The organism is Halothiobacillus neapolitanus c2 (assembly GCF_000024765.1).
In the GTDB taxonomy this organism is placed as follows: domain Bacteria; phylum Pseudomonadota; class Gammaproteobacteria; order Halothiobacillales; family Halothiobacillaceae; genus Halothiobacillus; species Halothiobacillus neapolitanus.
This window is the reverse complement of sequence record NC_013422.1, coordinates 99860-126489: the sequence shown is the minus strand read 5'-3', so window position 1 is coordinate 126489 and position 26630 is coordinate 99860. Positions and strand designations below refer to the sequence as shown.

26 protein-coding genes and 1 tRNA gene are annotated in these 26630 nt (G+C 58.5%); 6 read left to right on the top strand and 21 right to left on the bottom strand.

Going from position 1 to position 26630, the window contains the following annotated elements; all coding sequences use genetic code 11:
• Positions 1-83: 83 nt before the first annotated feature.
• From HNEAP_RS12075 to recG, 9 genes are all read right to left on the bottom strand, one after another.
• On the bottom strand, positions 84-3002 hold the full coding sequence (locus HNEAP_RS12075; protein ID WP_012823032.1) for an autotransporter outer membrane beta-barrel domain-containing protein: 2919 nt from the start codon (positions 3000-3002) through the stop codon (positions 84-86).
• A gap of 186 nt (positions 3003-3188) precedes the next feature.
• A complete protein-coding gene (locus tag HNEAP_RS12070; protein WP_012823031.1) occupies positions 3189-4175 on the bottom strand; it encodes a helix-turn-helix domain-containing protein in 987 nt (328 codons plus the stop codon).
• A 30-nt stretch (positions 4176-4205) separates the two neighbouring features.
• Positions 4206-4577, bottom strand: a complete 372-nt coding sequence (locus tag HNEAP_RS00620; RefSeq protein ID WP_012823030.1) for a hypothetical protein — start codon at positions 4575-4577, stop codon at positions 4206-4208.
• Positions 4574-5083, bottom strand: coding sequence for a hypothetical protein (locus HNEAP_RS00615; protein ID WP_012823029.1), 510 nt, complete (start codon positions 5081-5083; stop codon positions 4574-4576). Before HNEAP_RS00615 ends, HNEAP_RS00620 begins: the two co-directional genes overlap by 4 nt.
• A 27-nt stretch (positions 5084-5110) precedes the next feature.
• Positions 5111-6370, bottom strand: a complete 1260-nt coding sequence (locus HNEAP_RS00610) for a hypothetical protein (protein ID WP_012823028.1) — start codon at positions 6368-6370, stop codon at positions 5111-5113.
• The gene (locus tag HNEAP_RS00605) at positions 6367-7461 is read right to left on the bottom strand and encodes an OmpA family protein (RefSeq protein ID WP_012823027.1); all 1095 of its coding nucleotides are present in this window, start codon (positions 7459-7461) and stop codon (positions 6367-6369) included. The genes HNEAP_RS00610 and HNEAP_RS00605 overlap by 4 nt, the downstream gene beginning before the upstream one ends.
• A 191-nt stretch (positions 7462-7652) precedes the next feature.
• A complete protein-coding gene (locus HNEAP_RS12065; RefSeq protein WP_012823026.1) occupies positions 7653-8633 on the bottom strand; it encodes a helix-turn-helix transcriptional regulator in 981 nt (326 codons plus the stop codon).
• Between the two features lie 423 nt (positions 8634-9056).
• On the bottom strand, positions 9057-9476 hold the full coding sequence (locus tag HNEAP_RS00595; protein ID WP_012823025.1) for an Hsp20/alpha crystallin family protein: 420 nt from the start codon (positions 9474-9476) through the stop codon (positions 9057-9059).
• 169 nt (positions 9477-9645) lie between these two features.
• A complete protein-coding gene (recG, locus tag HNEAP_RS00590) occupies positions 9646-11724 on the bottom strand; it encodes an ATP-dependent DNA helicase RecG (protein WP_012823024.1) in 2079 nt (692 codons plus the stop codon).
• Positions 11725-11961: 237 nt separating this feature from the next.
• On the opposite strand from recG, the gene HNEAP_RS00585 reads away from it, so the two are divergent.
• The 3 genes from HNEAP_RS00585 to HNEAP_RS00575 all read left to right on the top strand — a co-directional run bounded on the left by HNEAP_RS00585 (position 11962) and on the right by HNEAP_RS00575 (position 14756).
• Entirely contained in the window at positions 11962-13218 is a 1257-nt protein-coding gene (locus HNEAP_RS00585; RefSeq protein ID WP_012823023.1) for a c-type cytochrome, read from the top strand.
• Positions 13219-13341: 123 nt separating this feature from the next.
• Positions 13342-13959, top strand: a complete 618-nt coding sequence (locus tag HNEAP_RS00580) for an ABC transporter ATP-binding protein (protein WP_012823022.1) — start codon at positions 13342-13344, stop codon at positions 13957-13959.
• Complete coding sequence (locus HNEAP_RS00575) at positions 13956-14756, top strand: ABC transporter permease (protein ID WP_012823021.1); 801 nt, start codon at positions 13956-13958, stop codon at positions 14754-14756. The genes HNEAP_RS00580 and HNEAP_RS00575 overlap by 4 nt, the downstream gene beginning before the upstream one ends.
• An 11-nt stretch (positions 14757-14767) precedes the next feature.
• Here the strand turns inward: HNEAP_RS00575 and gpmI are convergent, their stop codons facing one another.
• The 10 genes from gpmI to hisB all read right to left on the bottom strand — a co-directional run bounded on the left by gpmI (position 14768) and on the right by hisB (position 22112).
• Positions 14768-16309 (bottom strand): 2,3-bisphosphoglycerate-independent phosphoglycerate mutase, encoded by a 1542-nt coding sequence (gene gpmI / locus HNEAP_RS00570; protein WP_012823020.1) that lies wholly within the window; start codon positions 16307-16309, stop codon positions 14768-14770.
• A gap of 67 nt (positions 16310-16376) precedes the next feature.
• Positions 16377-17477, bottom strand: coding sequence for a twin-arginine translocase subunit TatC (gene tatC / locus HNEAP_RS00565; RefSeq protein ID WP_012823019.1), 1101 nt, complete (start codon positions 17475-17477; stop codon positions 16377-16379).
• Positions 17474-18100 (bottom strand): Sec-independent protein translocase protein TatB, encoded by a 627-nt coding sequence (tatB, locus tag HNEAP_RS12060; protein WP_012823018.1) that lies wholly within the window; start codon positions 18098-18100, stop codon positions 17474-17476. Before tatB ends, tatC begins: the two co-directional genes overlap by 4 nt.
• A gap of 46 nt (positions 18101-18146) precedes the next feature.
• Positions 18147-18428, bottom strand: a complete 282-nt coding sequence (tatA, locus tag HNEAP_RS00555; protein ID WP_012823017.1) for a Sec-independent protein translocase subunit TatA — start codon at positions 18426-18428, stop codon at positions 18147-18149.
• A 24-nt stretch (positions 18429-18452) separates the two neighbouring features.
• Complete coding sequence (locus HNEAP_RS00550; protein ID WP_012823016.1) at positions 18453-18827, bottom strand: phosphoribosyl-ATP diphosphatase; 375 nt, start codon at positions 18825-18827, stop codon at positions 18453-18455.
• Positions 18814-19224: a phosphoribosyl-AMP cyclohydrolase gene (hisI, locus tag HNEAP_RS00545; RefSeq protein WP_012823015.1), complete on the bottom strand. Its 411-nt coding sequence runs from the start codon at positions 19222-19224 to the stop codon at positions 18814-18816. The genes HNEAP_RS00550 and hisI overlap by 14 nt, the downstream gene beginning before the upstream one ends.
• The gene (gene hisF, locus HNEAP_RS00540) at positions 19221-19994 is read right to left on the bottom strand and encodes an imidazole glycerol phosphate synthase subunit HisF (RefSeq protein ID WP_012823014.1); all 774 of its coding nucleotides are present in this window, start codon (positions 19992-19994) and stop codon (positions 19221-19223) included. The genes hisI and hisF overlap by 4 nt, the downstream gene beginning before the upstream one ends.
• Positions 19995-20073: 79 nt before the next feature.
• Complete coding sequence (hisA, locus tag HNEAP_RS00535; protein ID WP_012823013.1) at positions 20074-20829, bottom strand: 1-(5-phosphoribosyl)-5-[(5-phosphoribosylamino)methylideneamino]imidazole-4-carboxamide isomerase; 756 nt, start codon at positions 20827-20829, stop codon at positions 20074-20076.
• A gap of 36 nt (positions 20830-20865) precedes the next feature.
• The gene (hisH, locus tag HNEAP_RS00530) at positions 20866-21516 is read right to left on the bottom strand and encodes an imidazole glycerol phosphate synthase subunit HisH (RefSeq protein WP_012823012.1); all 651 of its coding nucleotides are present in this window, start codon (positions 21514-21516) and stop codon (positions 20866-20868) included.
• Positions 21517-21518: 2 nt separating this feature from the next.
• Positions 21519-22112 (bottom strand): imidazoleglycerol-phosphate dehydratase HisB, encoded by a 594-nt coding sequence (gene hisB, locus HNEAP_RS00525; RefSeq protein WP_133484676.1) that lies wholly within the window; start codon positions 22110-22112, stop codon positions 21519-21521.
• 150 nt (positions 22113-22262) lie between these two features.
• Here hisB and HNEAP_RS00520 point away from each other — a divergent pair.
• From HNEAP_RS00520 to HNEAP_RS00510, 3 genes are all read left to right on the top strand, one after another.
• Positions 22263-22338 (top strand) — tRNA-Phe (locus HNEAP_RS00520).
• Positions 22339-22533: 195 nt separating this feature from the next.
• The gene (gene ykgO / locus HNEAP_RS00515) at positions 22534-22659 is read left to right on the top strand and encodes a type B 50S ribosomal protein L36 (RefSeq protein WP_012823010.1); all 126 of its coding nucleotides are present in this window, start codon (positions 22534-22536) and stop codon (positions 22657-22659) included.
• A gap of 201 nt (positions 22660-22860) precedes the next feature.
• Positions 22861-23754 carry a DnaJ C-terminal domain-containing protein gene (locus HNEAP_RS00510; RefSeq protein ID WP_012823009.1) on the top strand — a complete coding sequence of 298 codons (894 nt, stop codon included), beginning with the start codon at positions 22861-22863 and terminating at the stop codon, positions 23752-23754.
• Positions 23755-23877: 123 nt separating this feature from the next.
• On the opposite strand, the gene HNEAP_RS12055 is transcribed toward HNEAP_RS00510, so the two are convergent.
• Both HNEAP_RS12055 and feoB read right to left on the bottom strand, forming a co-directional pair.
• The gene (locus tag HNEAP_RS12055; RefSeq protein ID WP_012823008.1) at positions 23878-24222 is read right to left on the bottom strand and encodes a FeoC-like transcriptional regulator; all 345 of its coding nucleotides are present in this window, start codon (positions 24220-24222) and stop codon (positions 23878-23880) included.
• Between the two features lie 23 nt (positions 24223-24245).
• Positions 24246-26582 carry a Fe(2+) transporter permease subunit FeoB gene (gene feoB / locus HNEAP_RS00500; protein ID WP_012823007.1) on the bottom strand — a complete coding sequence of 779 codons (2337 nt, stop codon included), beginning with the start codon at positions 26580-26582 and terminating at the stop codon, positions 24246-24248.
• Positions 26583-26630: the final 48 nt, after the last annotated feature.

The window sequence follows — 26630 nt, the reverse complement described above, 5'->3', positions numbered from 1 at the left end:
TGAGGTGATCCGATATCCGCTCGCTGTTCTGCGAGCGGCAACACTGTGCTCATCATCACGTTCAACCGTGCTTCAGTTCGGGGTCAAAACGCAACATTGAGAGAGGCTCTGAGCCCCTGATCGATCAAGCTGGACCCAAACTGACCATGATAAGAAAGCCCAATCGTGGCATCTTGAGTGAGGTTCACGCTCACCCCGAGGTCGAGTGCAAGTGCATCCACTGCGATGGGTACGCCGGTTACGGTGAAGTTGTCTGCGCCTGAAAAATGATGGGTGGCGGTTGGTGTATTTCCGAAGGCATGTCGCCAGCCGGCCGAGCCACTGATATGGGTCGGTGCCCCGCCGAAATCGAACTGTGATTTCCCACGCAATCCGATGGTTGTGAATGTCTCTGCGATACTTTGACTTGCCGCTGTCAATGCCGCCGCACCTCCGGTTTCACTGTAAACGTCCGTACTCAGATGGACATACGTCAGGTTGGTAAAAGGCTCGATGCGCGCACCCTCGATATCCAAACTGTAGGCTGCCTCACCATAGGTCTGAAATGCACGGGCACTATAATTCGCCGACAGATTGTCGGTAAAACCGCTGAAAGCCACCGTGCGTGCGGTATCGAGTCGATGCCAGCTATGAGCCACCCCACCCTTGAGTGAAAACGCATCCCATCGACGCCCCACATAGGCGCCAAGGGTGTAACTGTCAGCAGTTGAAGTTGACGCGCGCTCATCGATATGGAGCGACGAGCGGGCATAACCGGCCACCCAGCCTAACTGGATATCCTCCAGCACGAGGCTATCCCGGCCAAACAGTAACCCACCGAGGTGACGCGAGAGCTCGCCCGCATTGCCATCGCTATCCCAGCGCCCCCATGAGCCGAAACTCTTGGTCCACAGACCGCTATCTTCCCCCTCGCCGATCTGGCGTGACAACGTCGCCGAGCGAACAAAGCGGGTATCCTCGATCAATGCCGTCTTGATCGAGGCGTGAACCTCGCCTGAAATATCATCGAAAGCCCTGCGCGCTTCGTCAGCATCACCAAGCGAGGCAATGGCGCCAAACAAAAGTCCGCTAGCGACTGACTGGATACCGCCTGCCGCTGCCACCTGATTGGACGTGCGTGCGACCGCTACAAAATCGGTTGTCTGGGTAATCGTCAAAAAAACATGATTGGCGTCGTCCGAAAGAACCGGTGAGACAAACAGGGAATCGAAGTTAACCGCATCGAATCCCGCACCGACCAGTCCGCCATCGGCAGTGAGCAGGGTATAAGGTGTTCCGACCGCGAAATCCGGGGAGGGAAGGACATTGATCGAGCCACCATTGATGGTGGCCGTTCCGGTGGCGTGAATGAGATCGCTTGCACCGGCTGCATTGACCTCTGCCTCATAATCTGATCCGAGGGCGATAGTGATGTCGCCTGCTACCTTCAGTGTGCCGATGGAATTACCCGGTGCGATTTGGCTACCGCGGCGCAAGATCACAGCACCCACTTGTCCTGTGCCAGCCAACGTCCCGCCCGCGACATCAATCCCCCCGCCCAAAAGGCCATTAACGCTCAGTCGACCGCCTTCGAGAAACACACCTCCGGTAAAGGCACTGCCATCGCCGGTCAGCGTCGTCCCTCCAGCACGATGCTTGATGAGGCCATTGCCGGAAATATCACTGGAGAACACATAATCATGTCCTGTGTGATTGAAGACGAGCGTTCCCGCCCCAGCGCCAAAGCGGACGTTCGAAGCATCCAAGACACCGGGCGCTCGGGCATCACTGCCGTCGGCCGCACCAATATTGAGCGTGCCTGACGACCCTGCAAAAAAGCCGAGCGTGACAGCGCCGCCATGGAGCAGCGCGCGGCCACCCTCGCTCAGCGTGAGTTCGCCCTCGCCTAATGCACCAACGTAAATACCATCATGATGCGTATTGAGTTCCCCGGCTGAGCCAACGACAAGATTGCCCGAGGCGCTTGCATTATCGGCGATGACAACCACACCCGCCACATCGACCTTACCGCCATTGCCGATCAACAATGAGGCGTGGCCGCCCTCGCCTACCGCCAGTGCCCCGCCGATGTTCAAAATGCCGGCATCCACTGCGCTTGATGCCTCGCGAAAAACGAGCACCGTACCTCGTGAACCGGCTTCATCTCCGATCAAAGCATCACCGGCCACGTGAACAACCGCCCCCTGGCCTATAGCCAACCCGGCTTGCCCGGCACCGCCTATACGCAGGTTGTTCGCCTGCCAACGGGATAAGCGGGTTGCGTCATTGCTGTAGATGGATGCTTCTGCCGTGCCGTCGGCATTGAGCCCCAGAGTGGTATATCCACTCACCAGTTGACCGCCATTACTGATCTCCAGCGTGGCATCGCCGGAAATACCGATACCGAAAGTGCCCGTATCGGGATCTTGAACAAAGCTGCCGCCATTGATGATCAACGCACCCTCAGAAGCTTGACCGAACCCTGCAAGACGAAAACGAGCAAAGTCGACATTCCCGCTCACCCCAAGCGTGGCGCCATTTTCCAGAGTGATCTGCCCGGAGCCTTCGTTGCCGATGACGAGGTTCCCAAGAATGCCCCATTGCGCATCTGGGCCATTGACGCCGACCACACCTCGAGAACCCCAGAAACGACCCAAGGTTGCATCGCCACTAAAAAGCCTGCGACTACCGCCTTCTATTTCTAATACCCCATTCCGGTTGACGCCAATATCCATTGTCGTCGCCTCGGCATTGTCGATACCGGCACCGCCAATCCGCGCTGGGTTCGAAGAACCAGCGTCAATAATGACCAATCTTGGTGAACTCGACGTGGGCACTACAAAAAAACTCCAATTGGCACTGTTGAACCAGTCATCGTCGGTGACGCCCGTCCATTCATCCGCCTGAGCCAGCTGGGCAATCACCAACGCCAGCGCGCTTGTTGTCACCCACAACCAGAACCGCTGGAAACGGCAAGAAGACCATGGTGCTTTTTTGGTTTGCGCCCGTGTGTCCATAAACATCGATTACCCCCTTGGTGGAATTTGCCTGCAAACGTAGAGGAACTGACGAACGCGGACACTGAACTGCCGTCAGGGTGGAATCCGCGATATCATTAGTCCGCTCAGTCTAAAAAGGCGGGCAACGAAGCGCTTGGTCTGGACGGCACGGCCGGATGGACTGAACGGCACAGTGGCAGGACAGGACACTTACCCATCCCGTTCTAGACTGAGATCAAGCAGGCCCGCACGGGCCTGGGATGGTGTCATGTCAAACCGCTGCCGAAAGGCTCGGTTGAACCACGACAGGTCTGAAAAGCCACAATCGTAGGCAATCTCACTGATGCTACGACCTGACTGGTCAAGCGCGGCATGGGCACGCATTAGCCGTCGCTCCAGCACGAAACGGGTGAAACTCGTGTCCTCATCAGCAAACAAAGAGCGGAGATAACGCTCGGAAATCCGGTGCCGCCTCAGCACCCAGCCGACTGAAAGCTCGGGGTTCAGCAGATGGGCATCGATATCCGACTTGATTGACGCCAGTCGAACAGAGCGGACACGGTGCCGATTGGCAAGCCGGACTGTGTTCCGCCCTCCCAGCACAAGCATCGCAAGATCAACGAGATGGGAGAGGCAGCACGATACCCCCATCGGGGATAACGCATCAACCTCGCCTAAGACCGAATCAGTGTAACGGCAAAGAAGCCGCGTTTCGGGGCTGTTACCGCAAATCCCGCCTTCACGTAATAATGGGGCAATATCGATCCCATGATTGCTCAAAACCGTGCGCGGAATCGACAACAGCAATGCAGAGAATGCCCCTTTGGTTTCGCACTGCATGGTGCCGTCCGCTCGCCAGAGGTGAATGTCGCCGGGTACGAAAACTCGCGCACCAGCACCTCCCCAAGTGGCACGAGTAGGCGTCTTGCGTTCGATGCATATGATCAAGTCGTCAGCGCAATCCTGAGCCAACTTAGTGGTCCGCACCATTTTGACAGCCGATCCATCGAATGTGCCGATTTTCAGATCGCCTAAGCTCCAGATCGATGCGCTGAGTTTGGGAACCGTCGGCTCGGCCGGCATAACATCCAGGCATACGAGCTGTGACCATGCCTCCCTGACAGGCTCTAATCCCTCATATCGGCCCGAGACCATGTTGAAGGGCAGCAGAGTGGCAGGAGTGTTTTTGAGGTTCATTTTCCCAATCCTCCTGTTGGCAAGGTTTGATTACCTTGGCCTCTCGCAGGGGTGCGCCTTGGCCCAGCAAGAGAACTTTCCTTTGTATTTGTCGCAATTCATCGACTTGGTGTAGCGGTTGGCGTGCTTCCACGAGGCGAATTCGGGCGGCGCTTTACGCTTGACCTGCTTTTTCCAGTTGTCGATCGCTTCACGTTTCGCGCGGCCTTCCAACTGATAGGAGAAGCTCAGAGAGCCGGATATCGATTCGATCATGCAGCCGTTCGAATCGGTCGGCGGGCGCTGCACCGGCTCGCGCTTCGTGAGCTTGCCGGTGGTGGCGTGGGCAGCGGCCGCGAGCAGGCTGGCGATCGCCAATAGTGCGACGGGTTTCACGACGCGGGAAGCAACGGAGCGGCTCACCTTGGACGCTCCTCGTCCTTGGGTACTATGAAGGTGTAGCAACGCTCACGCGGCCACACCCGGTTGGCGATCTTCTTGTATTGCCGTTCGCCGATCCCGGCTGTGTTCGAGAGTTTCATTTTTTCGATTCTGGGCTCTTTCGTGAAGCAGAACTCCCATTTCCCGACTGACGGATCGACCAATTTGACTGAATCCGGATCGATGTCTCCCGCTATGCGGGCATTGCCTTTGGCGTCCCGGCGTACTTTGCGCTCCACCTCGATCGTCGCCTTGACCACAGCACGGCAGCCGGTAAAGCGGATGTCATCCACAGAGTGGACGATGAGATTTTTGCGCGGGCTTACTTCGTATTCGCCCACAGCCAAGCCACGGATATCCGTGAGGATATGATCCTTGAAGTGATTGCCGATCCGCTCCACGACACGGCATTCGACGGCGAAGACCGACGGGGTAAATCCTGCAGCGATCAAGAGCAAAGCTGCGTTGCAAGTCGCTTTGATTGTCATGACATCTCCTTGAGTTAGTGGCCCCAGTCAGGGTCGTTCAGGAACCGGCAAGCCGTGCCGCTCGCCGAAATCCAGCGCCCTATCGCGGGCGCGGGTGTCGAGCGCCTTGAGCCGTTCGCGGTGGTGCTTGCGGCAGTCGCGGCCGACCGTACCGCTCGGGCAGGCGTCGAGTTCGGCGCGGATGCCGACCGCTTCGCGTTGCAGGGCGTGCAGGTGCTGCCCGAGCGACGTGGCTTCGTCCAGCGCCTGCGCGGTGAAGGCGGTGACGACGCGATAGCCGTCGAGGCGGCGTTCCAGCCGCGCGGGTTCGAGCTCGACCAGGTCGATGACGACATCGCCGCCGTCGCGGTCGGCGCCCTCAAATCGCGCGCGGCGTACGGTGCGATTGACCCGCGCGCGGCTGTCCTTCATCACGCCGACGCCGAGCCCCAGCCACGGCATCTGCGTGGCAATCGTGCTCGCGCGGCGGTCGAACCAGAGTTGCAGGTAGCCGTCGGCGGTGCGCGCGCGCACGCCTTGCACCCCGCCGCCGGGGCCTTCGCCGAGCGCCTGCGGCGTGGCGGGGATCGAGTCGAGCAGCGCCTGGTGCAGGCCCATGTTGCGCAGCCAGGCGAAGGCGGGGCCGATCTCTTCGCCGAGTTGCAGGCAGGCGGGGCCGACGTCGCGGTGACGGCCGCAGGCGAACACGTCGCCGTCGGCCTGGCGTAGCACGAAATCGAGCTTGCCCTGCGCGGTTTCGAGATCGAGTCCCCAGCCTGAGAGCCCCCAGTCGGGGCAGATCAGGCTGGCGTCGCGCGAGTTGACGAAGCAGCTCATGTCCACGAGGCCGTCGGCGCTGTCCACCCGCAGGCGCTGGCGTAGGTCGAAGCGGTAGTGGCCGGGGATGCTGTCGGGGTTGACGGAAAAGCGGCTGTCGGCGCGCCAGGCTGCCTCGCGCAGGCGCTGCGCCTCGGGGTTGCTGAAACGTTCGCCCAGCGCGCGCGCTTCGGCGCTGCCGGATTCGACCACCGGGATCGGCGGCAGCACGAAGGGGTCGGGGCCGATGATCTCCTCGCCGACGAGGTCGCGGGCTTCGGGGCTGCCCGACTCGACGACCGGAATCGGTGCGTCGAAGGGGTTGTCGGACGGTGCGGGGGCACGGATTTCGCCCGCACCGCGTGCGGCCTCGCCGCCGGATTCGACAACCTCGACGCCAGGCGCGTCGAAAGGATTGGGGACGAAGCCCGCTGCCATCGACGCAAGGCCGACGACGGCGATCACCCCGCCCGCGACCAGCCCGCGCTTCATTGCTTGACCAGCTCCACCCGGCGGTTCTGCGCGCGCCCGGCGTCGCTGGCATTGTCGGCCAGCGGCACGCCGCTACCGAAGCCTTGCGCGGTCAGGCGGTCGGCAGCTATGCCGCGCGCGAGCAGCGCGTTGCGCACGGCTTCGGCGCGCTGCTGCGAGAGCTTCTGGTTCGCCGCGTGGCTGCCGGTGTCGTCGGTGTGGCCGGCGATCAGCAGTTTGAGCGACGCCTGCTGGCGCAAGAGCTGCACGGCCTGATCGAGCGCCGGGTTGGATTCGGGCTTCAGCAGCGCCTTGCCGGAGTCGAAGAAGATGCCGTCCAGGCGCACCCGGCCGTCCTTTTCCAGGCCCGCGGCGAGGGCGTCGGCGTCGACCGCGACCATGTCGCGCTCCATCGACGCCGTTTCGAGCACGTGAACGTAGGTGACCGTCGGGTTGACCGCGACCGAGACGTAGGCCGCGCCCGAACCGTAGGCGAGCTTGCCGGTGAAATAGCGCACGTCGCCGGCGATGCCGAGGTTGATGCCGTTGAGCGACTGCCAGCTCGGCTTGTCGGTGGTGCCGCAGACGGTGCGCTTGACGCATTCGTAGTCGACACGGAAGCCGCGCGCGGTGAGCGCGTCGCGGTAGTTGCGTTCGATCTCGAAGGTCGAGCGGCCCTTGGGGTTGTCGTACCGGAGGCGCGTGAGCTTGCCTTCAAGACGTTCGGTTTTCGCCGCCTTGCCCGCGCGGCCGACGATGCGCAGGTATTCGTTGAAGGCGTCGACGTCGCGTTCCTTGCGCACCGAGCCGCGGTAGGGCGCGATCAGCGGATGGTCGCCGCCGGCGTCGGCGTGCTCGCCGGCAGCCGGGTCGGCGTCCGCTGCATCAGCTTCAGCATCGGCGCGCGCGGCCTTTTCGCAGCGCGTGTCGCCGAGCGCGCAGCGCACGGTCTTGCGCGTTTCCTGATCGACCTTGCGCTGGACTTCGCTTTGGGTCGCGCGTTCGACCGTGCGCTTGAGCACGTCGCCGAAATCGAAAGCGATCGCCGAACCCGCCGCGAGCAGGGCACTACCAGACACAGTCAGGACAATGGCCATGAAAGGTTGTTTCATGCGAGCGCCTCCGCAATCCATGTGTAATGATGGACGCATTATGGCGACAGCGGACAGGGGACACACTGCGTAAACGGCACGTCGAATAGGCGAAAACGGCATTCACGACCGGTCACTCCGACAACACAAAGCGACTGTTTAACTGCTCAGAGCAGCACGTCCCAGCTAATCCGCTCATGCGGAAAGGTGGATCAACAGCGATCGGCACCGTTTCCGGTGAGGTAGATTGCGCGGGCTTCGCTCGGCGACACGCCAAAGCGTCGCCTGAACGCACGGTTGAACCAGCTCGGGTCACCAAAGCCCGACTCGGCAGCGATCACGCCGATGGGTGTGCTGTGTTGGCGCGGGTCGATGAGACGCAGCCAGGCGCGCGCCAACCGTCGTTCGAGCACGAAATCGCCGAAGCTACTCGCTTCGTCGGCGAACAGCGCCCGCAGATAGCGCTCCGAAATCCGGTGGCGCCGCAGTACCCACCTGACCGAGAGTTCCGGATCGAGCAGGTGCGCTTCGACATCAGACTTGATCGCCACCAGCCGGGCAGCCCGTACACCGCGATTACGTGCCTGTTCGGCACTGTCACGGTTCGCACCAAGCGCGAGCAGCGCCAGATCCTGGAGTTGCAGTGCGACCGTCTGTGTCGACTCCGGCGCGAGCTTCGGGCATACATCAAGAAAAGCTGTCGCGTAGGCCGCAAGCAACCTAAACTCGGGCGAAGCGGCGAGACGGCGGCCCTCGGCGCGGTCGGGGTGCGCCAATCCGCCTTCCAGCGTCGCGCGCGGTAACGCTATGTTCAACAAGCGAGTTTGTGGGCTCAGATAATGGCTGCGCCCGGCCTCGTCGCCACGCCACAGGAAGGCTTCGCCGTGAGCGTAACGGAAGGGCGCTCGCCCCTCCAGACTGACCTCGACCTCGCCTGCGTCGAGCACCACGCCGAGCACGTCGTAGGGATTGCCCTCGGCGGCATGAGCTCGTGTGCGCGTGACCCGCGCGGCCGTGACGGACAGGCTGCCGACCGCCAGCGGCCGTTCCTGCATGATTCGCGCATTGTAGGCGAAGCCCGACTGTTGATCCGGTTCTACCAGCACCCGACCAATCTGCGCATAATGCGCAACGGCAGCATCCAGTTGTTCGGTTCCGCGCTGTCCGGCCGAGGAAAACTCGAAAAGTGCCATGCCTCATCTCCTCCATGGATCAATGGGTATGAATCAATTGGAATCAATCAATAAAAGGGTACCTCGAAAAACCAACTTTGCCGTCTAAATGCTACGAGTCCAATTCTCGCAGCCTTCCGTCATCCATAGCGATAATCCGGCCGATTGAGGTGCTCGAATTCGTATGCGCCCTCGTATATCTGTCTGGTGTCCGCCTTAGCTCAATGAACGCGGAGCGGGTGCCTACCCGCAGCGGACAGCCCGTGACGTTTTCGTAATACCTCAGGTTTGAGTTGTACCGATTGTATTTCGAAGAGCAGTAATCACAGCCATTTTTTGTGAACCTGATAATGACGAGTGAGTATCCACACACAAGGATGCTATAAAAAAACCCCGGAAGGTAACGGGGTTTTGGTCTCATTTTGGGTCAGGCATACTGGCCTGTCAGTCTTCACTAACCACATTGATCTTGCGAGGCTGCACCGATTCGCGTTTGGGAATCACGATTTCCAGCACACCATGCTTCGTGCGGGCCGAGATCTTATCCGCCTCGGCAGAATCGGGCAGACCGAACCTTCGGTAGAAGGAACCATAGGTTCGCTCGATCCGCTTGTAGTTCTTGTCTTCCGCGGTGGCTTCGGTTTTCTTTTCGCCCTTGATGGTCAGCTGGCCATTTTCCATATGGACGTCAATGTCCTGCGGCTGAACACCGGGCACATCGGCGAGGATCACGAAGCGATCCGGTTCTTCCTTGATGTCCACACTGGGCGACCACTCGGCCGTCGCGGTGGAACCCTCACTGCGCGCAAGTTCACGCTGCAGCTGGGACAACAGACCAAAAGGCTCATAACGAACAATCGACATAATTCACCTCCTGTCGTTTACATTCAACAACTGATCAACAGGCCGCACACCCATTTGATTTACATAGGTTTTAACGACCTTGGTGCTTATTTGTGGTCGGGTGTGAAAATTTCAAGAGGGCGCGTTTGGCAGGATAAACATGCATTGAATTGAATCGTTGGCGTGTTCCCTAAACCTGACCGTACTGATGGGCCGCACCCACCCAGCGTTGAATCAGGGGCTTGATGTCGGGGCTTTGCGCGGCGATAAGTTCGTCGGCCAGTTGTCGCGCCGTGTCCAGCAAATCGGCGTCGCGGACAAGATCGGCTACACGCAGTTTGGCGAGACCCGTTTGCCGCGTACCGAGTATTTCACCCGGCCCGCGCTGCGCCAGATCCGCCTCGGCCAGACGAAAACCGTCCTGGGTTTCGCGCATCAGGCTCAACCGCGCACGCGCTTTGTCCGAAATCGGCTCATCGAACAACAGGACGCAGTACGAATCCGTTCGACCCCGCCCGACGCGGCCGCGCAATTGATGCAGTTGCGCCAAGCCCATGCGGTCGGCATTTTCGATGATCATCAAGGAGGCATTGGGCACATCCACCCCGACCTCGATCACGGTCGTCGCAACCAGCAAGTCCACTTCATGCGACTTGAATCGCGCCATTTGGGTGTTTTTCTCCGCAGCGCTCATCCGTCCATGCACCAGCCCGACCGTCAGATGCGGCAGTTGTTCCCGCAAAAGTTCGGCGGTGGATTCGGCGGCCTGGGCTTCGATGCGCTCGGAGTCTTCCACCAACGGACAAACCCAGTAGGCTTGTCGGCCTTCGGCACACACCGTGCTGATACGTTCGATCAGTTGGTCGCGACGATCCGAGCGCACCAACGCGGTCGTGATGGGCGTGCGGCCCGGTGGCAACTCATCGATGATCGATACATCCAGATCGGCGTAAGCACTCATCGCGAGCGTGCGCGGAATCGGGGTCGCGGTCATCACCAGTTGGTGCGGTCGATGCCCGGCGCGGTCAGGGTGTGTACCTTTGTCGCTCAAAGCCAAGCGCTGGTGCACACCGAAGCGGTGTTGCTCATCGACGATCACCAGGCCGAGCTGGTCGAACGCCACCCGTTCCTGAAACAGCGCATGCGTACCGATGACCATCAGTGAACGCGCCTCCGCCAAGGCCGCCAGACTGGCGCGACGCTCGCTCGCAGATTGCTGACCGGACAACAGCTGCACATCGATGCCCAGCGGCGAAAACCACTGCGAGAAGTTGCGCTGATGCTGCTCGGCCAACAGGGCAGTAGGGGCCATCAACGCCACTTGGTACCCTTGCTCAATGGCCGTCAAGGCCGCACCCGCTGCCACAAGGGTTTTGCCGGAACCCACATCGCCCTGCACCAATCTCAACATGGGTGAACCCTGCGCCATATCCGCCCGAATCTCATCGAGCACGCGCGTTTGTGCCTTTGTCGGAAGGAAGTGCAATTGGGCCAGCAATTCCTGATAAAGCCGACCCGGTGCGGATAATCGTGGCGCGTGATCCCGACTTTGCTCATGACGTTTGAGTCGCAACGCCAACAGGTGAGCAAGCAACTCCTCTCCGATCATGCGTGCGAAGGCGGGCTCATCGCGTGTTGGCACACCATCGGCCAATACCGGCGCGTGAATCCGTTGCAAGGCTGCGAGCATGGTTGGCCAGCCAAAACGCTGCCGGATTGGTGCGGGCAGGCATTCGTCCAGATCATGGAGCGCCACGCGCAACGCCTGGCCCACCAGCGTGCGTAATTTGCTCTGACTCAAACCCTCGGTCGAAGGATAAATCGGCACGATGGCCTCGAGTTGCGCGCTCTGAATCAGCTCGGGCTGCGCCATTTCAAGACCACTCGCGCCTTCTCGAACTTCACCGAACAGCAGATAACTCTGACCGGTCTGCAACGTCGGCCCGAAACGACCAAACTGCCAGAGCGTAATACTAGCCGCATCGTCATAGCCCTGAGCTACCTGTCGCGCCTTGCCGCGCATCAAACTCTTTGCCTCAGCGATCGTGACATGGATCAAAACCGACTGACCTATCAAATGATAGCCAAGCGGGACAATCTGCCCACGGTTTTCATAACGCAAGGGCAGATGCCACAGCAAATCACCGATTGATTCGATCGACAGACGCACCAGTTGAGCAGCCACCCGCGGGCCGACACCGGCCAGCGAATCCACAGGCAGATGTAACTTTTGAGGAACGGAACGTTGTTGCGCGGCGATCTTGACCATAAATATGATAGGGTTATTTAGCGTTTAAATACGTTAAAACAGTAATTCACTATATACTTTGCGGATTGGTATCAGGGGAATTTCAGCGGTCAAAGACGGAAGTGACGCCTGAATCCGGTTTGCTGCTGCGATTTCTTTGCTCGCACCTTGCAATTTCCCGCTCTGATCGTTACCGGTGTCGTTACCCGAGCCGGTGATTTTTTCTTACATTTAACTGTTTTTGATTTGGAGGTTCCCGTGGCTCAAGGTCATACCCCTAAGGTAGATTCGAGTGCAAAATTTGTAGGCTTGGTCGGCACGGTGTTGCTACTGGCAGCCATCTACTATTTGGTCACCTCGCTGATCCACGTGGTCACGGGCCAGACCTATAAGAACGAATTTTCGCCCGGTGATGCGCCAAGCGTTGCATCGGCCACGAGCGCACCCGCATCACCCACGTCCGAAGCTGCCTCATCCAGCCCCGCGCCGACTACTACGCCAGTCGCGGCCGTCAGTGGCGGTGATGCCGCCGCCGGAAAGACAAAATATGCTACTTGCGCAGCCTGTCATGGCGCTGATGGCAAGGGCAATGGCGGCGCATTCCCGAACCTGACCAAACTCAATGCGGCTGATGCCGAAGCCATTTTGCATGCCTTCAAGAAAGGCGACAAAGCCTACTTGTCCAAGCATGGCCTAGGCGGTGCGCGTTATGGCACCATGGCACCGCAAGCAGCCGGCCTCTCTGATGCCGACATTGCTGACCTTGCCGCGTACATCGCTGAACTTGGTGGTCACTCGGCGAGTGCCGCAGAACCGGCTGCTGCTCCTGCGGCAGCAACTTCAACCACGGCATCAGCAAGCACGGGTGATGCCGCTGCCGGAAAAACCAAATACGCCACCTGTGCCGCCTGTCATGGTGCGGACGGCAAAGGCAATGGCGGTGCGTTCCCTAACCTGACCAAACTCAACGCAGCCGATGCCGAAGCCATCCTGCATGCGTTCAAGAAAGGCGACAAAGAGTATCTGGCCAAGCACGGTCTGGGTGGTGCGCGTTACGGCACCATGGCACCACAAGCAGCTGGCTTGTCTGATGCCGACATCGCCGACCTCGGTGCGTACATTGCCGAACTCGGCGGTCACTCGGCCTCTGCCGCACCAGCCGCAGCCGAAGCTGCTCCGGCAGCAAAACCAGCCGCCGCCGCAGCACCCACCCAGAAGATTGTCTCTTCAGAAGTGGTTGCCTGGGGCCATGCCCTGTTCTCCAGCTGTGCGGTGTGCCACGGTGCAGCGGGTGAAGGCGGCAAACTCTTCGCTGCACCAAAACTTGCGGGCTTGCCTTACGACTCCGTCGTATCGCTGTTGAACCTGTACCGCAAAGGTCAGCAAATGGGTGCGAATTCCTACGCCATGATTCCCCAAGCCAAGCACCTGACTGACAGCGAAATCAACGCTCTGGCTTCCTACATCGCCGTCATGAATAATTCGGCCGATCATGGTGCAACTGCGACTGAATAATCACGCACTTTGTGCCTCTGACTGGAAAACCGCCGCACCGGCGGTTTTTTTATTCAACCGGCAATGACTTAAAGGTGCACAGACAGCATGAAAAGAGCGGCCCAATGCACATAAGGAAACCATATGTTATTTGAAGCACGCAATGTCACGGGTGAACCCGGCAGCGGTGTGCGTTATCGTCCGGTAAGCCTGCAACTGGAGGCAGGGGAAATTCTGACGATCTACGGTCAATCCGGTATCGGGAAAAGCCAGTTTCTACGCGCTCTTGCTGATCTGACTCCGCATACGGGCGATGTTCTGCTTGATGGCGTGTCACAAACGAAAATCCGCCCCGAAAACTGGCGTCAACAGGTCGGTTACGTGCCTGCAGAATCGGGCTGGTGGGCAGATGTTGTCGCTCAACATTTTTCAGAACAACCCCCAGAAGCGTGGCTCTCGATGCTTTCGCTTGCCCCGGAATTGCTTGATGCCCCCGTCGAACGCCTATCCACCGGAGAACGGCAACGCCTGGCACTTGTACGCGCACTTGTGCTTCAACCCAAAGTTCTACTATTGGACGAACCGACCGCCAACCTGGATCAACGCAATGCCCAAAAATTGATCGAATTGGTCAAGACCTATGCTCAGTCCGAGCAAGCCGCAGTGATCTGGGTTTCCCACGATGTCGATGAACGCGCATTGCTCGGCAACCGCTCGCTTGAAATTTGCGCTGATACAACACATCAGGCCCATCGCTCATGAATATCGAAACCCTCTCTGCAATTGATCTAGGTCTGGCGGCCCTGCTGGTGGTGGCATTGGGCGTGGTCCAGTTCTTGATGGGCCTCGGTTTGCAGCGCTCGCTCGTGATCGGGACGGTTCGGATGACGCTCCAACTGTTATTGGTCGGACTGGTGCTCAAGACCCTGTTTGAATCTGCTCATCTCGTTTGGATCGGGCTGATGGCTCTAGTCATGCTGGCGCTGGCCGGTTACGAAGTGAGCGCGCGCCAGAAACGGCCGATCAAGGGCTGGCGAGGGTACGTTATTGGCTTGTTATCGATGGGCGTGACGGCAGCAATCATCACACTGCTGGCACTGATCGTCATCATCTCGCCCCAGCCGTGGTACACACCGCAGTACGCCATACCGCTGCTGGGCATGATTCTGGGCAATACAATGACAGGGATTGGCCTGGCGTTGAATCATCTGACACAAACCGCATGGTCCAACAAGAGTCGAATCGAGGCCCGTCTGCTACTGGGACAAACCGCGACACAGGCCATGGCCGACCTGCGCACCGAGGCGCTGCGTGCGGGCCTGATTCCCACCCTGAACATGCTGGCCGCCGCCGGACTGATCAGCCTGCCGGGCATGATGACCGGCCAGATTCTGGCGGGTGCGCCACCAATGGAAGCAGTGCGTTACCAGATTTTGATCATGCTGCTGATCACTGCGGCAACCGGATTCGGTTCGTTGCTGGCCGTGCATCTCGGCGCCAGGCGACTGTTCGATGATCGCCAGCGCCTGCGGCTTGAACGGTTGGGGCAGCGTAGCTGAATCCCAAACGCTTACTCGCTGACATTGCTTGAATTGAGCAACAGCGAGCGCTTCATCTTCTTCGGCACAGGCAAGCCCATCAATTCAAGCACGGTGGCGGCAATGTTTGCAATCCCGCCACCGGTACGCAAACGCGGCTCGGTTTCGTCGATCAAAAGACACGGTACGGGGTAAACCGTGTGCTGGGTGTGTGGTTCGCCGGTCACCGGATCGACCATTTCATCGCAGTTGCCGTGATCGGCGGTCACGATGATGGAGTAGCCATGTTTCTGGGCAACCTGCACGAGACGGCCCACTTCCAGATCCACGGTTTCCACGGCCTTAATCACGGCATCACGCACGGCCGTATGGCCGACCATATCGCCATTGGCGAAGTTGACCAGCACGAAGCCGTACTCCTCGCGCTCGACGGCGGCGATGGTGGCATCCGCTACTTCATGAGCGCTCATTTCCGGCTGAAGGTCGTAGGTTGCCACTTTCGGTGACGGCGCCATGTATCGGTCTTCGCCGGCGAATGGTGTTTCTTTGCCGCCGTTAAAGAAGAAGGTGACGTGTGCGTATTTTTCGGTTTCTGCGCAATGGAACTGCTTGATGCCCGCCTGACTGATCACTTCCGCCAGCACATTCTTGGGCCGCTCGGGCGGGAAACCGATCGGAGACAGAAAACGGGGGTCGTATTCGGTCAGGCAAGTCACGCGCACGGTTTGGTAATCGCCCCGGTCGAACCCGGAAAAATCCGTTTGCGCCAACGCCTCGGTAAGCTGGCGTGGACGGTCGTTTCGGAAATTGAAGAAGATGACTGAATCACCCGCTTCGATAGGCTCGAACGCCTTGAGCGCCATCGGCAGAACGAATTCGTCCGTCTTGCCATCGGCATAGGAAGCCTCCAATGCGGCCTCCGCCGACTCGGCACGAGGCCCGTCGCCACGCACGATCGTTTCCCATGCCAGGGCTGTCCGCTCCCAACGCTGATCCCGGTCCATGGCGTAATAACGCCCGCTGATCGTGGCGATCGCACCACCGGCTGCCTTCAAGCTGGCCTCGAGCTCCGGCAGATAGGAGCGTGCGGACTTCGGTGCGGTATCCCGACCATCGGTGATCATGTGCACCAGCGGACGCGCGCCATGGCGGCTGGCCAGGTCGATCAGGGCCAACAGATGATTGATGTGGCTATGCACGCCACCGTCGGAAACCAGTCCGATCAGATGCAGCGGTCGATGATCGGCCGCCGCTTTCTGAGCCGCTTCGACCAGTGCGGTATTCTCATAAAAGCTGCCGTCGGCAATCGCGTCATCAATCCGCACCAAATCCTGACGAATCAGATCACCGCAGCCCAGCGTCAGGTGGCCTACCTCGGAATTGCCCATCTGCCCGTCCGGCAAACCGCAGGCTCGCCCCGATGCTTCGATCACGGTGTGCGGATGGTGCGAAAACAGATAATCGAGGTTGGGTGTGTTGGCCAGTGCGTATGCGTTGTTCTCGCGGCTGGGGTTAACGCCGATCCCGTCCATGATGATCAACAGAACGGGATTACGCGGTGCGGTTCGTGACATGTACTTATTCCTTCATAAATAAAAAATCGGAGCGGGATGGCCGCCCGTCATCATTTGTTTTTTCGACTTAAACCGGGCTATCGGGCTTTTTGGGCGATGGCTCGGAGGGTGCGTTTGGTTCGTCCTCTGGCTTGCTGCCCGTGGAAGGCTGCTCGCCCTCTTCTGTGCGACCGGCAGTATTTGACTCGGGGCCATCATCGCTTGCCGATGAATCGGACTCCAGCCGGCGCTGATCGGCTTCCGCTTCATCAAAGGCCTTATCCATATCCAGCGGTTCGTCAGCCTGTGTTTGCGCTTTGGCCTCGTACTCGGCATGGCGCGCGGAGACGGCCTCATCGGATTCATCATCCGCTGCGCCCGATTCTTCCGCCTCAACCTCGGCAGCGCGCGCCAGTTTGGCCTTATAGAAAAACCGGCTCACAAACAAACCGAACTCATACAACATGATGATCGGCAACGCCATCATGAACTGCGACAGCACATCCGGCGGGGTAAGTATGGCCGCAATGATAAAAGCGATCAGAATGGCGTAACGGCGGAATCCAGCCAGTTTATCCGGCGTCACCACACCCACGATCACCAGCAGAACGATCGCCACCGGCACTTCGAACACAAATCCGAAGGCAAAGAACAATGAGGTGACAAAACTTAAGTATTCTCCGATATCCGGCGCGAAGTTCACATCACTTGGCCCCGCCGTACTCAGGAATCCGAATACAACCGGGAAGACGACAAAATACGCGAACGCCGCCCCGAGATAGAACAGGATCGTGCTGGAAAAGACGAGGGGCGCGACCAACTTTCGCTCATGCTTGTAGAGGCCGGGCGCAATAAACGCCCAGAGTTGATACAGCAGGAAGGGAATTGCAATGAACACGGCCGTCAGGGCGGTAAGTTTCAACGGGATGAAGAACGGGGACGCCACTTCCACAGCAATCATCGTCGAACCGGCCGGCATGTGACGCGAAAGCGGATCGGCGAGCATGGTGAACAGTTCATTGCGAAACGGAAATAAGATCAGAAACAGCACCAGTACTGCCAGAACGCCCTTAAGCAACCGATTACGCAGCTCCACCAGATGCCCAAGGAAACCGGCCATGCCGGTTTCTTCGACGACGTCTGCAAGACCGTTTTTGTCCGCCTCTGGGGACGAATCGCGTTCAGTCATGATGTTTTGCTATCGCTATCGGGTGAGGGTTTATTGGCATCAGCGGTATTGGATGGGGCATCTACCGGTTCAGCAGGCGCGAAGGGACGTTTGAAGGCCTGCCCCGAACTTTCTTCAAGCATCCGGATTTCTTCGTCAAAACTCAATGGAACAGACGTGGGTGCGGAGGTTTTCACCTTACCCGTTGCGGCATCAGCGTCCTTGCCGGTTTTGGCTTGCTTATTTTCGGCAGAAACGGGCTGCTCGGCAGGGGCCGCATCATCGATGGCCTTCAGCGGGGCGCCCGCTACTTCTTGTTCTGACTGCGCCGCTGCGCGGAAGCTTGCCTCCGCGTCGTCGACTGCACCCAGAACCTGACGCCCAGACTCATTCACTTCCTGCCGGGTCTCTTCCACCAAGGCGCGCAACTTGGCAATCTCCGACTCCTGAGAGTTGAGAATATCTTTCATGTCCTGAAAGTTGAACTCACTGTCCAGCTCGGCCTTTGCGTTCGCGACAAACTTTTTGATTTTGTGCACCCAGGTACCGATCGTGCGCGCAAGACCGGGCAGCCGCTCGGGGCCGACCACAAGCAGGGCGATCACAAGAATCAGGAAGATTTCCCAAATACTGAATCCGAACACGGTTTGACCCTTGGTGCTGGCTTGGCTGCCGGTTTAACGGGCAACCTCAGCTTGGTTTGTTGCCAGACTCATCGTTCGCGTTTTGGCGGCGAACGGCTTCACCTTCGATGACGCGGCTGGAGTCTGCTTCCTTGTGAGACAAGGATTCCTTGCTGCCTTCACTTGCCGCGGTATCCGCGTCTTTCTTTTCTTCGTCCTTGACGGCGTTCTTGAAGCCTTTGATCGCGCTACCCAGATCGCCGCCCAGATTTTTCAGACGCTTGGTGCCGAACAGCAACAGTACGATCGCCAGAATGACCAACCAATGCCAAATGCTGAAACTACCCATTTTTCGCGCTCCTCAAATAATGAATCAATTCTTGTGGTTCCCGGTCTTGCTTGCCCCAGACTTAATGCTTTGGGGCCGACTGGCCTTTTCTTCAAGGCCGGACAAACCAAATCGCTCACCCAGCTCATCAAGCACCGCCTGATGAGACAGACCCGCGTCGGCCAGCAACACCATACTGTGAAACCATAAATCAGCCATTTCGCTGACAATGGCTACGTTATCTCCGCTCACAGCGGCAAGAGCAACCTCGACGCCTTCTTCGCCCACTTTCTGGGCAATCTTGCTCCGACCCTTGGCGAACAGCTGCGCGACATAGGACGAACCGGGGTCGGCCTGCTTGCGCTGCTCGATCACGGCGGCCAACTGGGCCAACAGTTCGCCCGGATTATTCGTGGCCATGCGCGCCTTCCCCGTAAATTTCGCCCGGTGATTTTAATACAGGATCGGTGATCTGCCATTGCCCATCAACCAAACGGCGGAAAAAACAGCTTTCTCGACCCGTATGACAGGCGATACCGCCGATCTGTTCAATCTGGAGCAGAATGACATCGCCGTCGCAGTCGAGACGAATCTCCTGTACCCGCTGCACATGCCCGCTTTCCTCGCCCTTATGCCAAAGGCGTTGGCGCGAACGGGAGAAGTAGACCGCCTCCCCCGTGGACACCGTCTGTTCCAAAGCGACTCGATTCATCCAGGCGAACATGAGGATGCGGCCGGTTTGGGCATCCTGCGCAATCGCGGGCACCAGACCATCGTCCGTCCATTGCACCGCATCGATCCATAACGGTACCGTCATTGTCGCACCTCGATTCCTGCCGCTGCCATGTTCGCCTTGGCCTCGCTGATGCGATAAGTGCCGAAGTGAAAAATACTTGCCGCCAGCACCGCATCGGCATGGCCTTGCAGGATGCCCGCCGTGAGATCGTCCAGATTGCCGACGCCACCGGAGGCGATGACCGGCACCGGCACGGAATCGGCAATCGCTCGCGTCAGCTCCAGATCGAACCCCTGCTTGGTGCCGTCACGATCCATGCTGGTCACGAGCAGCTCGCCCGCACCGTATTCGGCCATCCGGTTCGCCCACTCGACCGCATCCAGACCGGTCGGCTTGCGCCCGCCGTGGGTAAAAATCTCCCATCGCAGCGGCTCGCCGGGCTGGGACACGCGCCGGGCATCAATCGCAACCACGAGGCATTGTGCGCCGATCGAGTCGGCAATTTCCTTGATCAGGTCGGGATTGAACACCGCAGCCGTGTTTATCGACACCTTGTCCGCACCGGCATTCAACAACGAGCGGACATCGGCGAGCGCACGGATACCGCCGCCCACAGTCAGCGGAATAAAGACTTCCTCCGCCACTTGCTCGACAACGTGACGCATCGTGTCTCGCCCTTCATGAGAAGCGGAAATATCCAGGAAGGTCAGCTCATCCGCGCCTTCGAGATTGTATCGGCGCGCGGCTTCGACCGGATCGCCTGCGTCGCGCAGCGATTCGAACTGAATACCCTTAACCACGCGCCCATCGGCCACATCCAGGCAGGGAATAATGCGTTTGGCCAAGCTCATTGATCCATGCTCATTGATCCATGCTCATTGATATTGGCTCATCGATATTGGCTCATCGATACAGGCTCATTTTTTTGGCTCATTCGGTAAAGGGCGGGACGCCGCAACGCGCATCAACCCGTGACTGAGCCATGCCGAGGTCGATACCGCCCTCGTATAATGCGCGACCGATAATGGCGCCGGCCACGCCGTCATCCGCCGCATCGATCAAGCGATCGATATCGGCCATATCCGTCATGCCGCCCGAAGCAATGATGGGAATCCGCACGGCGCGCGCCAAGGCCCGGGTCGCCTCCATATTCGCGCCCTGCATCATGCCGTCACGAGCGATATCGGTGAAGACGATGGAAGAAACGCCATCCTGCTCGAAGCGACGCGCCAAGTCTGTGGCATCGGTATTCGATGTCTTGGCCCAGCCATCAATCGCAACTTTGCCGTCGCGCGCATCGAGCCCGACGATGACGTGCCCTGGAAACGACAGACAAGCATCGCTGACAAAATGCGGATCGGAAACTGCCTTGGAGCCGATGATCACGTAGGAAACACCCATCGCGAGATACTGTTCGATGGTTTCTTCCTCGCGAATGCCGCCGCCGACCTGGATCGGCAATTCAGGAAAAGCCGCGCAGATCGCCGCAATGCTTTCCCGATTTTTCGGACTGCCCGCAAAAGCGCCATCCAGATCAACCAGATGCAAACGCCGGGCGCCCGCATCTACCCAGCGCTGGGCCATCGCCACCGGGTCATCCGAGAATACGGTATCGTCGTCCATACGACCCTGCTTGAGTCGCACACACTGGCCAGCTTTCAAATCAATGGCAGGAATCAACAACATCAGAAGCGTCCTCGATACGCAAGATAGCAGTCGGGTTCAGTCGAAACGACCGTCCCAACGGGTAAAGTTTTTCAGCAAGGTCAGCCCGTCATCGGCGCTCTTTTCCGGATGCGACTGGATCGCAAAGACAGAGCCACGCGCTAATGCGGCGGTATAACGCAGCCCGTATTCCGTCTCGCCCACCGTCAACGACGCATCTTCCGGTGCGCAGTAATAGCTATGAACAAAATAGAAGCGACTCATGTCCGCAACACCGTGCCACAAGGGATGCGGGCGAACCTGTCTGATTTCATTCCAGCCCATTTGCGGGATTTTGAGCGCAAGGCCCGATGCATCCACGCCAGCCGGAAAACGTTGTACTGCGCCCTTGAACCAAGCCAGCAGATGAACCCCGCCATTCTCATCACTGTGATCAAGCATCACCTGCATGCCCATGCAGATACCGAGAAATGGCCTTGTTTTAGCCGCCTCAGTCAGCGGCGCAATCAGATCGCGGGATTTGAGCGCGGCCATGCAATCGGCGGCGGCGCCCTGCCCCGGGAAGACCACCCGGTCGGCACTCAGAATATATTCGGCAGAATCGGTAATCCGGACCTCGGTGCCCGCAGGCGCAACGTGCGCCACGGCCTTGGCCACAGAGCGCAAGTTGCCCATGCCGTAATCGACAATAGCAATGGCCTCGGCCATGGTTACAACGAGCCTTTGGTCGAAGGAATCTGATCGGCCTGACGCGGATCAGGCGAGAGCGCCATGCGCAATGCCCGCCCGAACGCCTTGAAAATTGTCTCGGCCTGGTGGTGCGCGTTATCGCCGCGAATATTGTCGATGTGCAAGGTCATGCCCGCGTGATTGACCAACCCACGGAAGAATTCCTCCACGAGTTGCGTTTCAAAACGCCCGATGCTGGCGCGCGTGAAGGAGCAGGAAAACACGAGTCCAGGCCGACCCGACAAATCGATCACCACGCGAGAAAGTGCCTCATCCAACGGCACATAAGCGTGGCCGTAACGCGTAATGCCACGCTTGTCGCCTACCGCCTTCGCCAAGGCCTGGCCGAACACAATACCGCAGTCCTCGACCGTGTGGTGATCATCAATGTGCAGATCACCCTGCGCGGTCAGATCCATATCAATCAACCCGTGACGGGCGATCTGATCGAGCATGTGCTCAAAAAACGGTACGCCTGTCTTGAATTCCGCACGGCCGGAGCCGTCGAGATTTATACGGAGCTCAATCTGGGTTTCCGCAGTATCACGGGTTATTTCTGCAGTGCGGGCAGGCATCATGGGAATATCGTCTGATCACGTTATTAGAAGCGGGAGCATACAACGAAGTGCCGCATCTCGTCAGCAATTCACGCAAAAATACCGGCGAAAACCACCGCAGGGGCTTGACGAACATCCACGAATCGCGTTTAATTCGCGGCCTTGTCTGGCCAGATAGCTCAGTTGGTAGAGCAGAGGATTGAAAATCCTCGTGTCGGGGGTTCGATTCCCTCTCTGGCCACCACTACTTAATGAACCCGCGTTCTGTTGCCATTGTGAATGGCGGTAGACGCTCAAAAACCCGGCGTAATGACTCCGGGTTTTTGCTTTCCGGTACAGGCTACGCGAGCAGCCGGGCGAATGCTCTTGCAGGCGCGCTGGATTTAGGATAAATTGCGCAACCTATTTTTGGTTCGAATTCGATTAGGCTGAGGCTGTTATGAAAATTTTATCTTCTCTGAAGTCTGCCAAGACTCGGCATAAAGACTGTCAGATCGTACGTCGCCGCGGCAAGGTTTATGTCATCAACAAAACCAACCCACGCTTCAAAGCCCGCCAGCGTTAAGCCTGCGTTGACTCTGATCCGGATGGCTACCATCCGCTGCGACATCTAACCCGCCAACTGGCGGGTTTTTTTCGCCCGAAGGAATTCCCGTTGCACGGGGCCGGGCAACCTGGTGATCGCTTGAAATTCAAACGAAAAACCCACACATTCGCCCTATATGCACGAACCTATGAATGAAATGGAACCATTGAGGTCACTGAATTGAAATTCCACGATTACTACGCCACGCTCGGTGTGGAACGCACCGCGACCCAGGCCGAAATCAAGAAGGCCTATCGCAAGGCAGCGCAAAAATATCATCCGGATCGCAACAAGGAAGCCGGCGCCGAGGAGAAGTTCAAGGAAATCAACGAAGCCTACGATGTGCTGGGCGATGAAGAAAAGCGCCAGCGCTATGACACCTTGGGTTCGAACTATCGTGCGGGCGAAGATTTCCGTCCGCCACCGGGCTTTGACCCCAATCAGTTCGGCGACCAGTATGGTGGCGCGGGGTTCTCGGATTTTTTCAGCAGCATCTTTGGTGGCGGATTCGATCCCGGTGCCGCACATGGCGGTCGCCGCACGCGCGCGGCCCGCGGCCCTGATTATGAGATGGCGCTTTCATTGAGTGTTCAGGAAATGATCGAAGGCGGCAGCAAGTCCGTGACCACCGATCACCCCGAGACGGGGCGAAAAACGCTCAAGGTCACCATTCCAAAGGGCAGCACGCCGGGCAAGCGGATGCGTTTGACCGGGCAAGGTGGTTCCGGCGCAAACGGTGGCCCGGCAGGCGATTTGTATCTTGTCTTCCAACTGGAAGCCAACAGTTTATTTACGCTGGACGGCAATGATGTTCTGTACAACCTGCCGGTCACGCCCTGGGAAGCGGCATTGGGCGAGAAAGTGACGGTTCCGACACCCACCGGCGGCAAGATCAGCATGACCATCCCCGCCGGTTCACAATCCGGCTCTCGCTTGCGGGTTCGCGGGCGCGGTCTGGCTGGCGGCGATTACTTCGTGACCGTGATGATTCACACGCCACCGGCCAAAACAGACGAAGCGCGCGACTTCTACAGGGAAATGAAGGCATCGATGCCGTTCAACCCCAGGGATTAAAACACCTGTCCCTCGACGGGCATATCGTCCCCATGGCGAACCGAAGACCGTCCGCCTTGACCAGGGTGGGAAGATGGGGCGTGAAGCCGGAATGGTCGTCGAGTTCGTTACCGGATGGGTCGCTTAAACCCCATGCGGGCTGCCGGGCTTCCATGCCTCATCGTAATCGGACAAGACATCAAAGCAGACTGGTGAGGCGCTGGATTCCACCCATTCGATCAGATCGTATTCGTGCGGGTCTGGTGTGCACACATCGCCACTGCCGCAGCCGCCACACCCTTTATCACATACCGCTGGCGTCACTGCGATTTGCCGAATGTGTCCGCGCTCGCGCCAGAATGCCAACAGATGCAGAACGGCGCTGGGAGCGGCATCAAAATGCAGCAGTACATCGCGCAGTGGCGCGGTGCCGCGGAACTTGAGGTACGCTTTGAGCTGGCTTGGGGTGAGTAAGCGCGAGGAGTTCATGGCGCACACCTCCGGTTTTAAGTTTAGTGAGGAACATGTACAAGCCGTTGCCCGTTGCGCTTGAGCGCGACAATCACAGCAATCAACGCGGCCAATATGACGACCAACCACACCAACGACTGCATGGGGTGGGCGTTGAAGTTAGCGAACTGATAAAACAGCACCGCCAAACCATACGCCAGACCAATACCCCAAACAATCGCAAACAGCGTCCACGCGCGGCTGCGCGTCTCGCGGTAAATCGCGGCCATGGTGTTCACACAGGGAATATAGAGCAGAATAAAAATCAGGTAGGCAATCGCCGCCGAAGTGGTAAACAGGTTACCCATGCGCGAGAGCGTGGTGGCATCCAGATCTTGCTGTGCAGCCGCTTGCTGCAAGTTGCTTTGCTGGGTTTGCTCGACTTGGCCAAACCCTAGCGGGTCAAAAAAGCCTTTGGCGAATGCTTTGGCGTTATCGGGAATGGTTTGCACTGCGGCGGCCAAACCACCCCAGAAATCGAAGGTTTTTGGTTTTGGCTCATCGGCAGCGGCTTTGGCCGCATCACCGGCATCCATGCGGGTATACACGCCGTTGAGTGTGCCCATCACAATCTCTTTTACAACCACACCGGAGAGCAGGCCCACGGCGGCTGGCCAGTTTTCATCGGTAATGCCCATCGGATGGAACACGGGCGTGATGGTTTTGCCGATGCTGCCCAGAATCGAATCGCCCACTTCGCCTTCGCCCAGTGGTTTGCCACTGGTACTGAAGCTTGAGAGCAACGTCACAATAACGGAGGCGACAATAATCACCTTGCCCACGCGCAGAATAAACACCGACAAGCGCTCCCAAGTGGTGAGCAACAAGCCGCGCAACGTGGGCACATGATAGGTCGGCAACTCCATGATAAACGGTGTCGCTTCGCCACGCAGGGCGGTTTTTTTCAGTAGCAGCGCGGTCAGAATCGCCAGAACAATGCCGAGCACATAAAGCGCGAATACAATCTGGCCGCCATTTTCGCGGAAGAACACGGCCACAAACGCCATGTAAATAACCAAGCGCGCACTGCACGACATAAACGGCTGCATGAGTGCGGAAATCAATCGTTCGCGCGGGTCTTCGAGCGTGCGCGTTGCCATCACGGCAGGCACGTTGCAACCAAAGCCGACGATCATCGGCACGAAGGCTTTGCCCGGCAGGCCGATTTTGCGCATAAATCGATCCATCACGAAGGCCGCGCGCGCCATGTAACCGGAATCCTCAAGCAGGGAGAGGAACAGGAACGTCATGCCGATGGGCGCGATGAAGGTGGAAACCAGTTGAATTGCACCGCCCACCGAAGTCGCCAAGAACGTGATCAACCAATCCGGCGCATGGACTAGCTGCAAAACATGGGCAAAACCGCTCACAAAAATGGTGTGCGTGGCCTGATCGAAGAAATCGAGAAAAATACTGCCGCCGTTGAAACTCATCACAAACAGCAGGTACATCATCAGCAGAAAAATCGGGATGCCGAGGAATCGGTTCAGCACAATCGCATCGATGCGATCGGTAAGGGAACGGCGCAACTGACCGCGCTGCGTCACGCTGGCGCTGGTGAGTTGGTGAATAAAGGTGTACCGCGCATCGGCGATGAACACATCGGCCTCTTCATCCAGATGCGCACGAATTTTTTCCTGCGCCGCTTCGACATCGGTGCGCAAGCTGTCGTCGATGGTTGCGAGCGTGAGCCGGTCGCTTTCCAGCAGCTTCACGCCCATCCAACGCGGATCGATATTCTGCGCTGCGGCCACCGGCTCAATCTTGGGTTTGAGTTCGCGCAGGGCCGTTTCGATCAACGCGGCATATTCGATCTTGATACCCGGCTCATCCGCATGGGCCGCGCGCTCGACCAAACGACGCTTGAGTTCATCCAGGCCCTGTTTCTTGGCTGCCGTTATTGGCACCACCGGGCAGCCAATGCGCTGTTCCAAGGCTGCAAAATCGATATGAATACCGGCCTCTTCGGCCAGATCGAGCATGTTCACCGCCAGAATCAGCGGCACGCGCATCTCCAGCAATTGCGTGGTGAGGTAGAGATTACGCTCCAAATTGCTGGCATCGAGAATGTTGATGATGACATCCGCCTCACCAGACAAGGCATATTCGCGGGCGATGGCTTCATCTAAAGAGGCGCTGGAAGCGGCATCCAGCGAATAGGTTCCGGGCAAATCGACCAACTCGACCCGATCCGCCCCGACATCGAAGGTGCCGACCTTGCGATCAACCGTCACGCCCGGCCAGTTGCCCACTTTCTGCCGCAACCCCGTCAAGGCGTTGAACAGTGTGGTTTTACCGCAGTTGGGGTTGCCGATCAGACCGACCGTGAACGTCGCCATAGGTACTCACAAAGTTGTCGGCGCGAAGTACGCCATAAAAACAGGAAA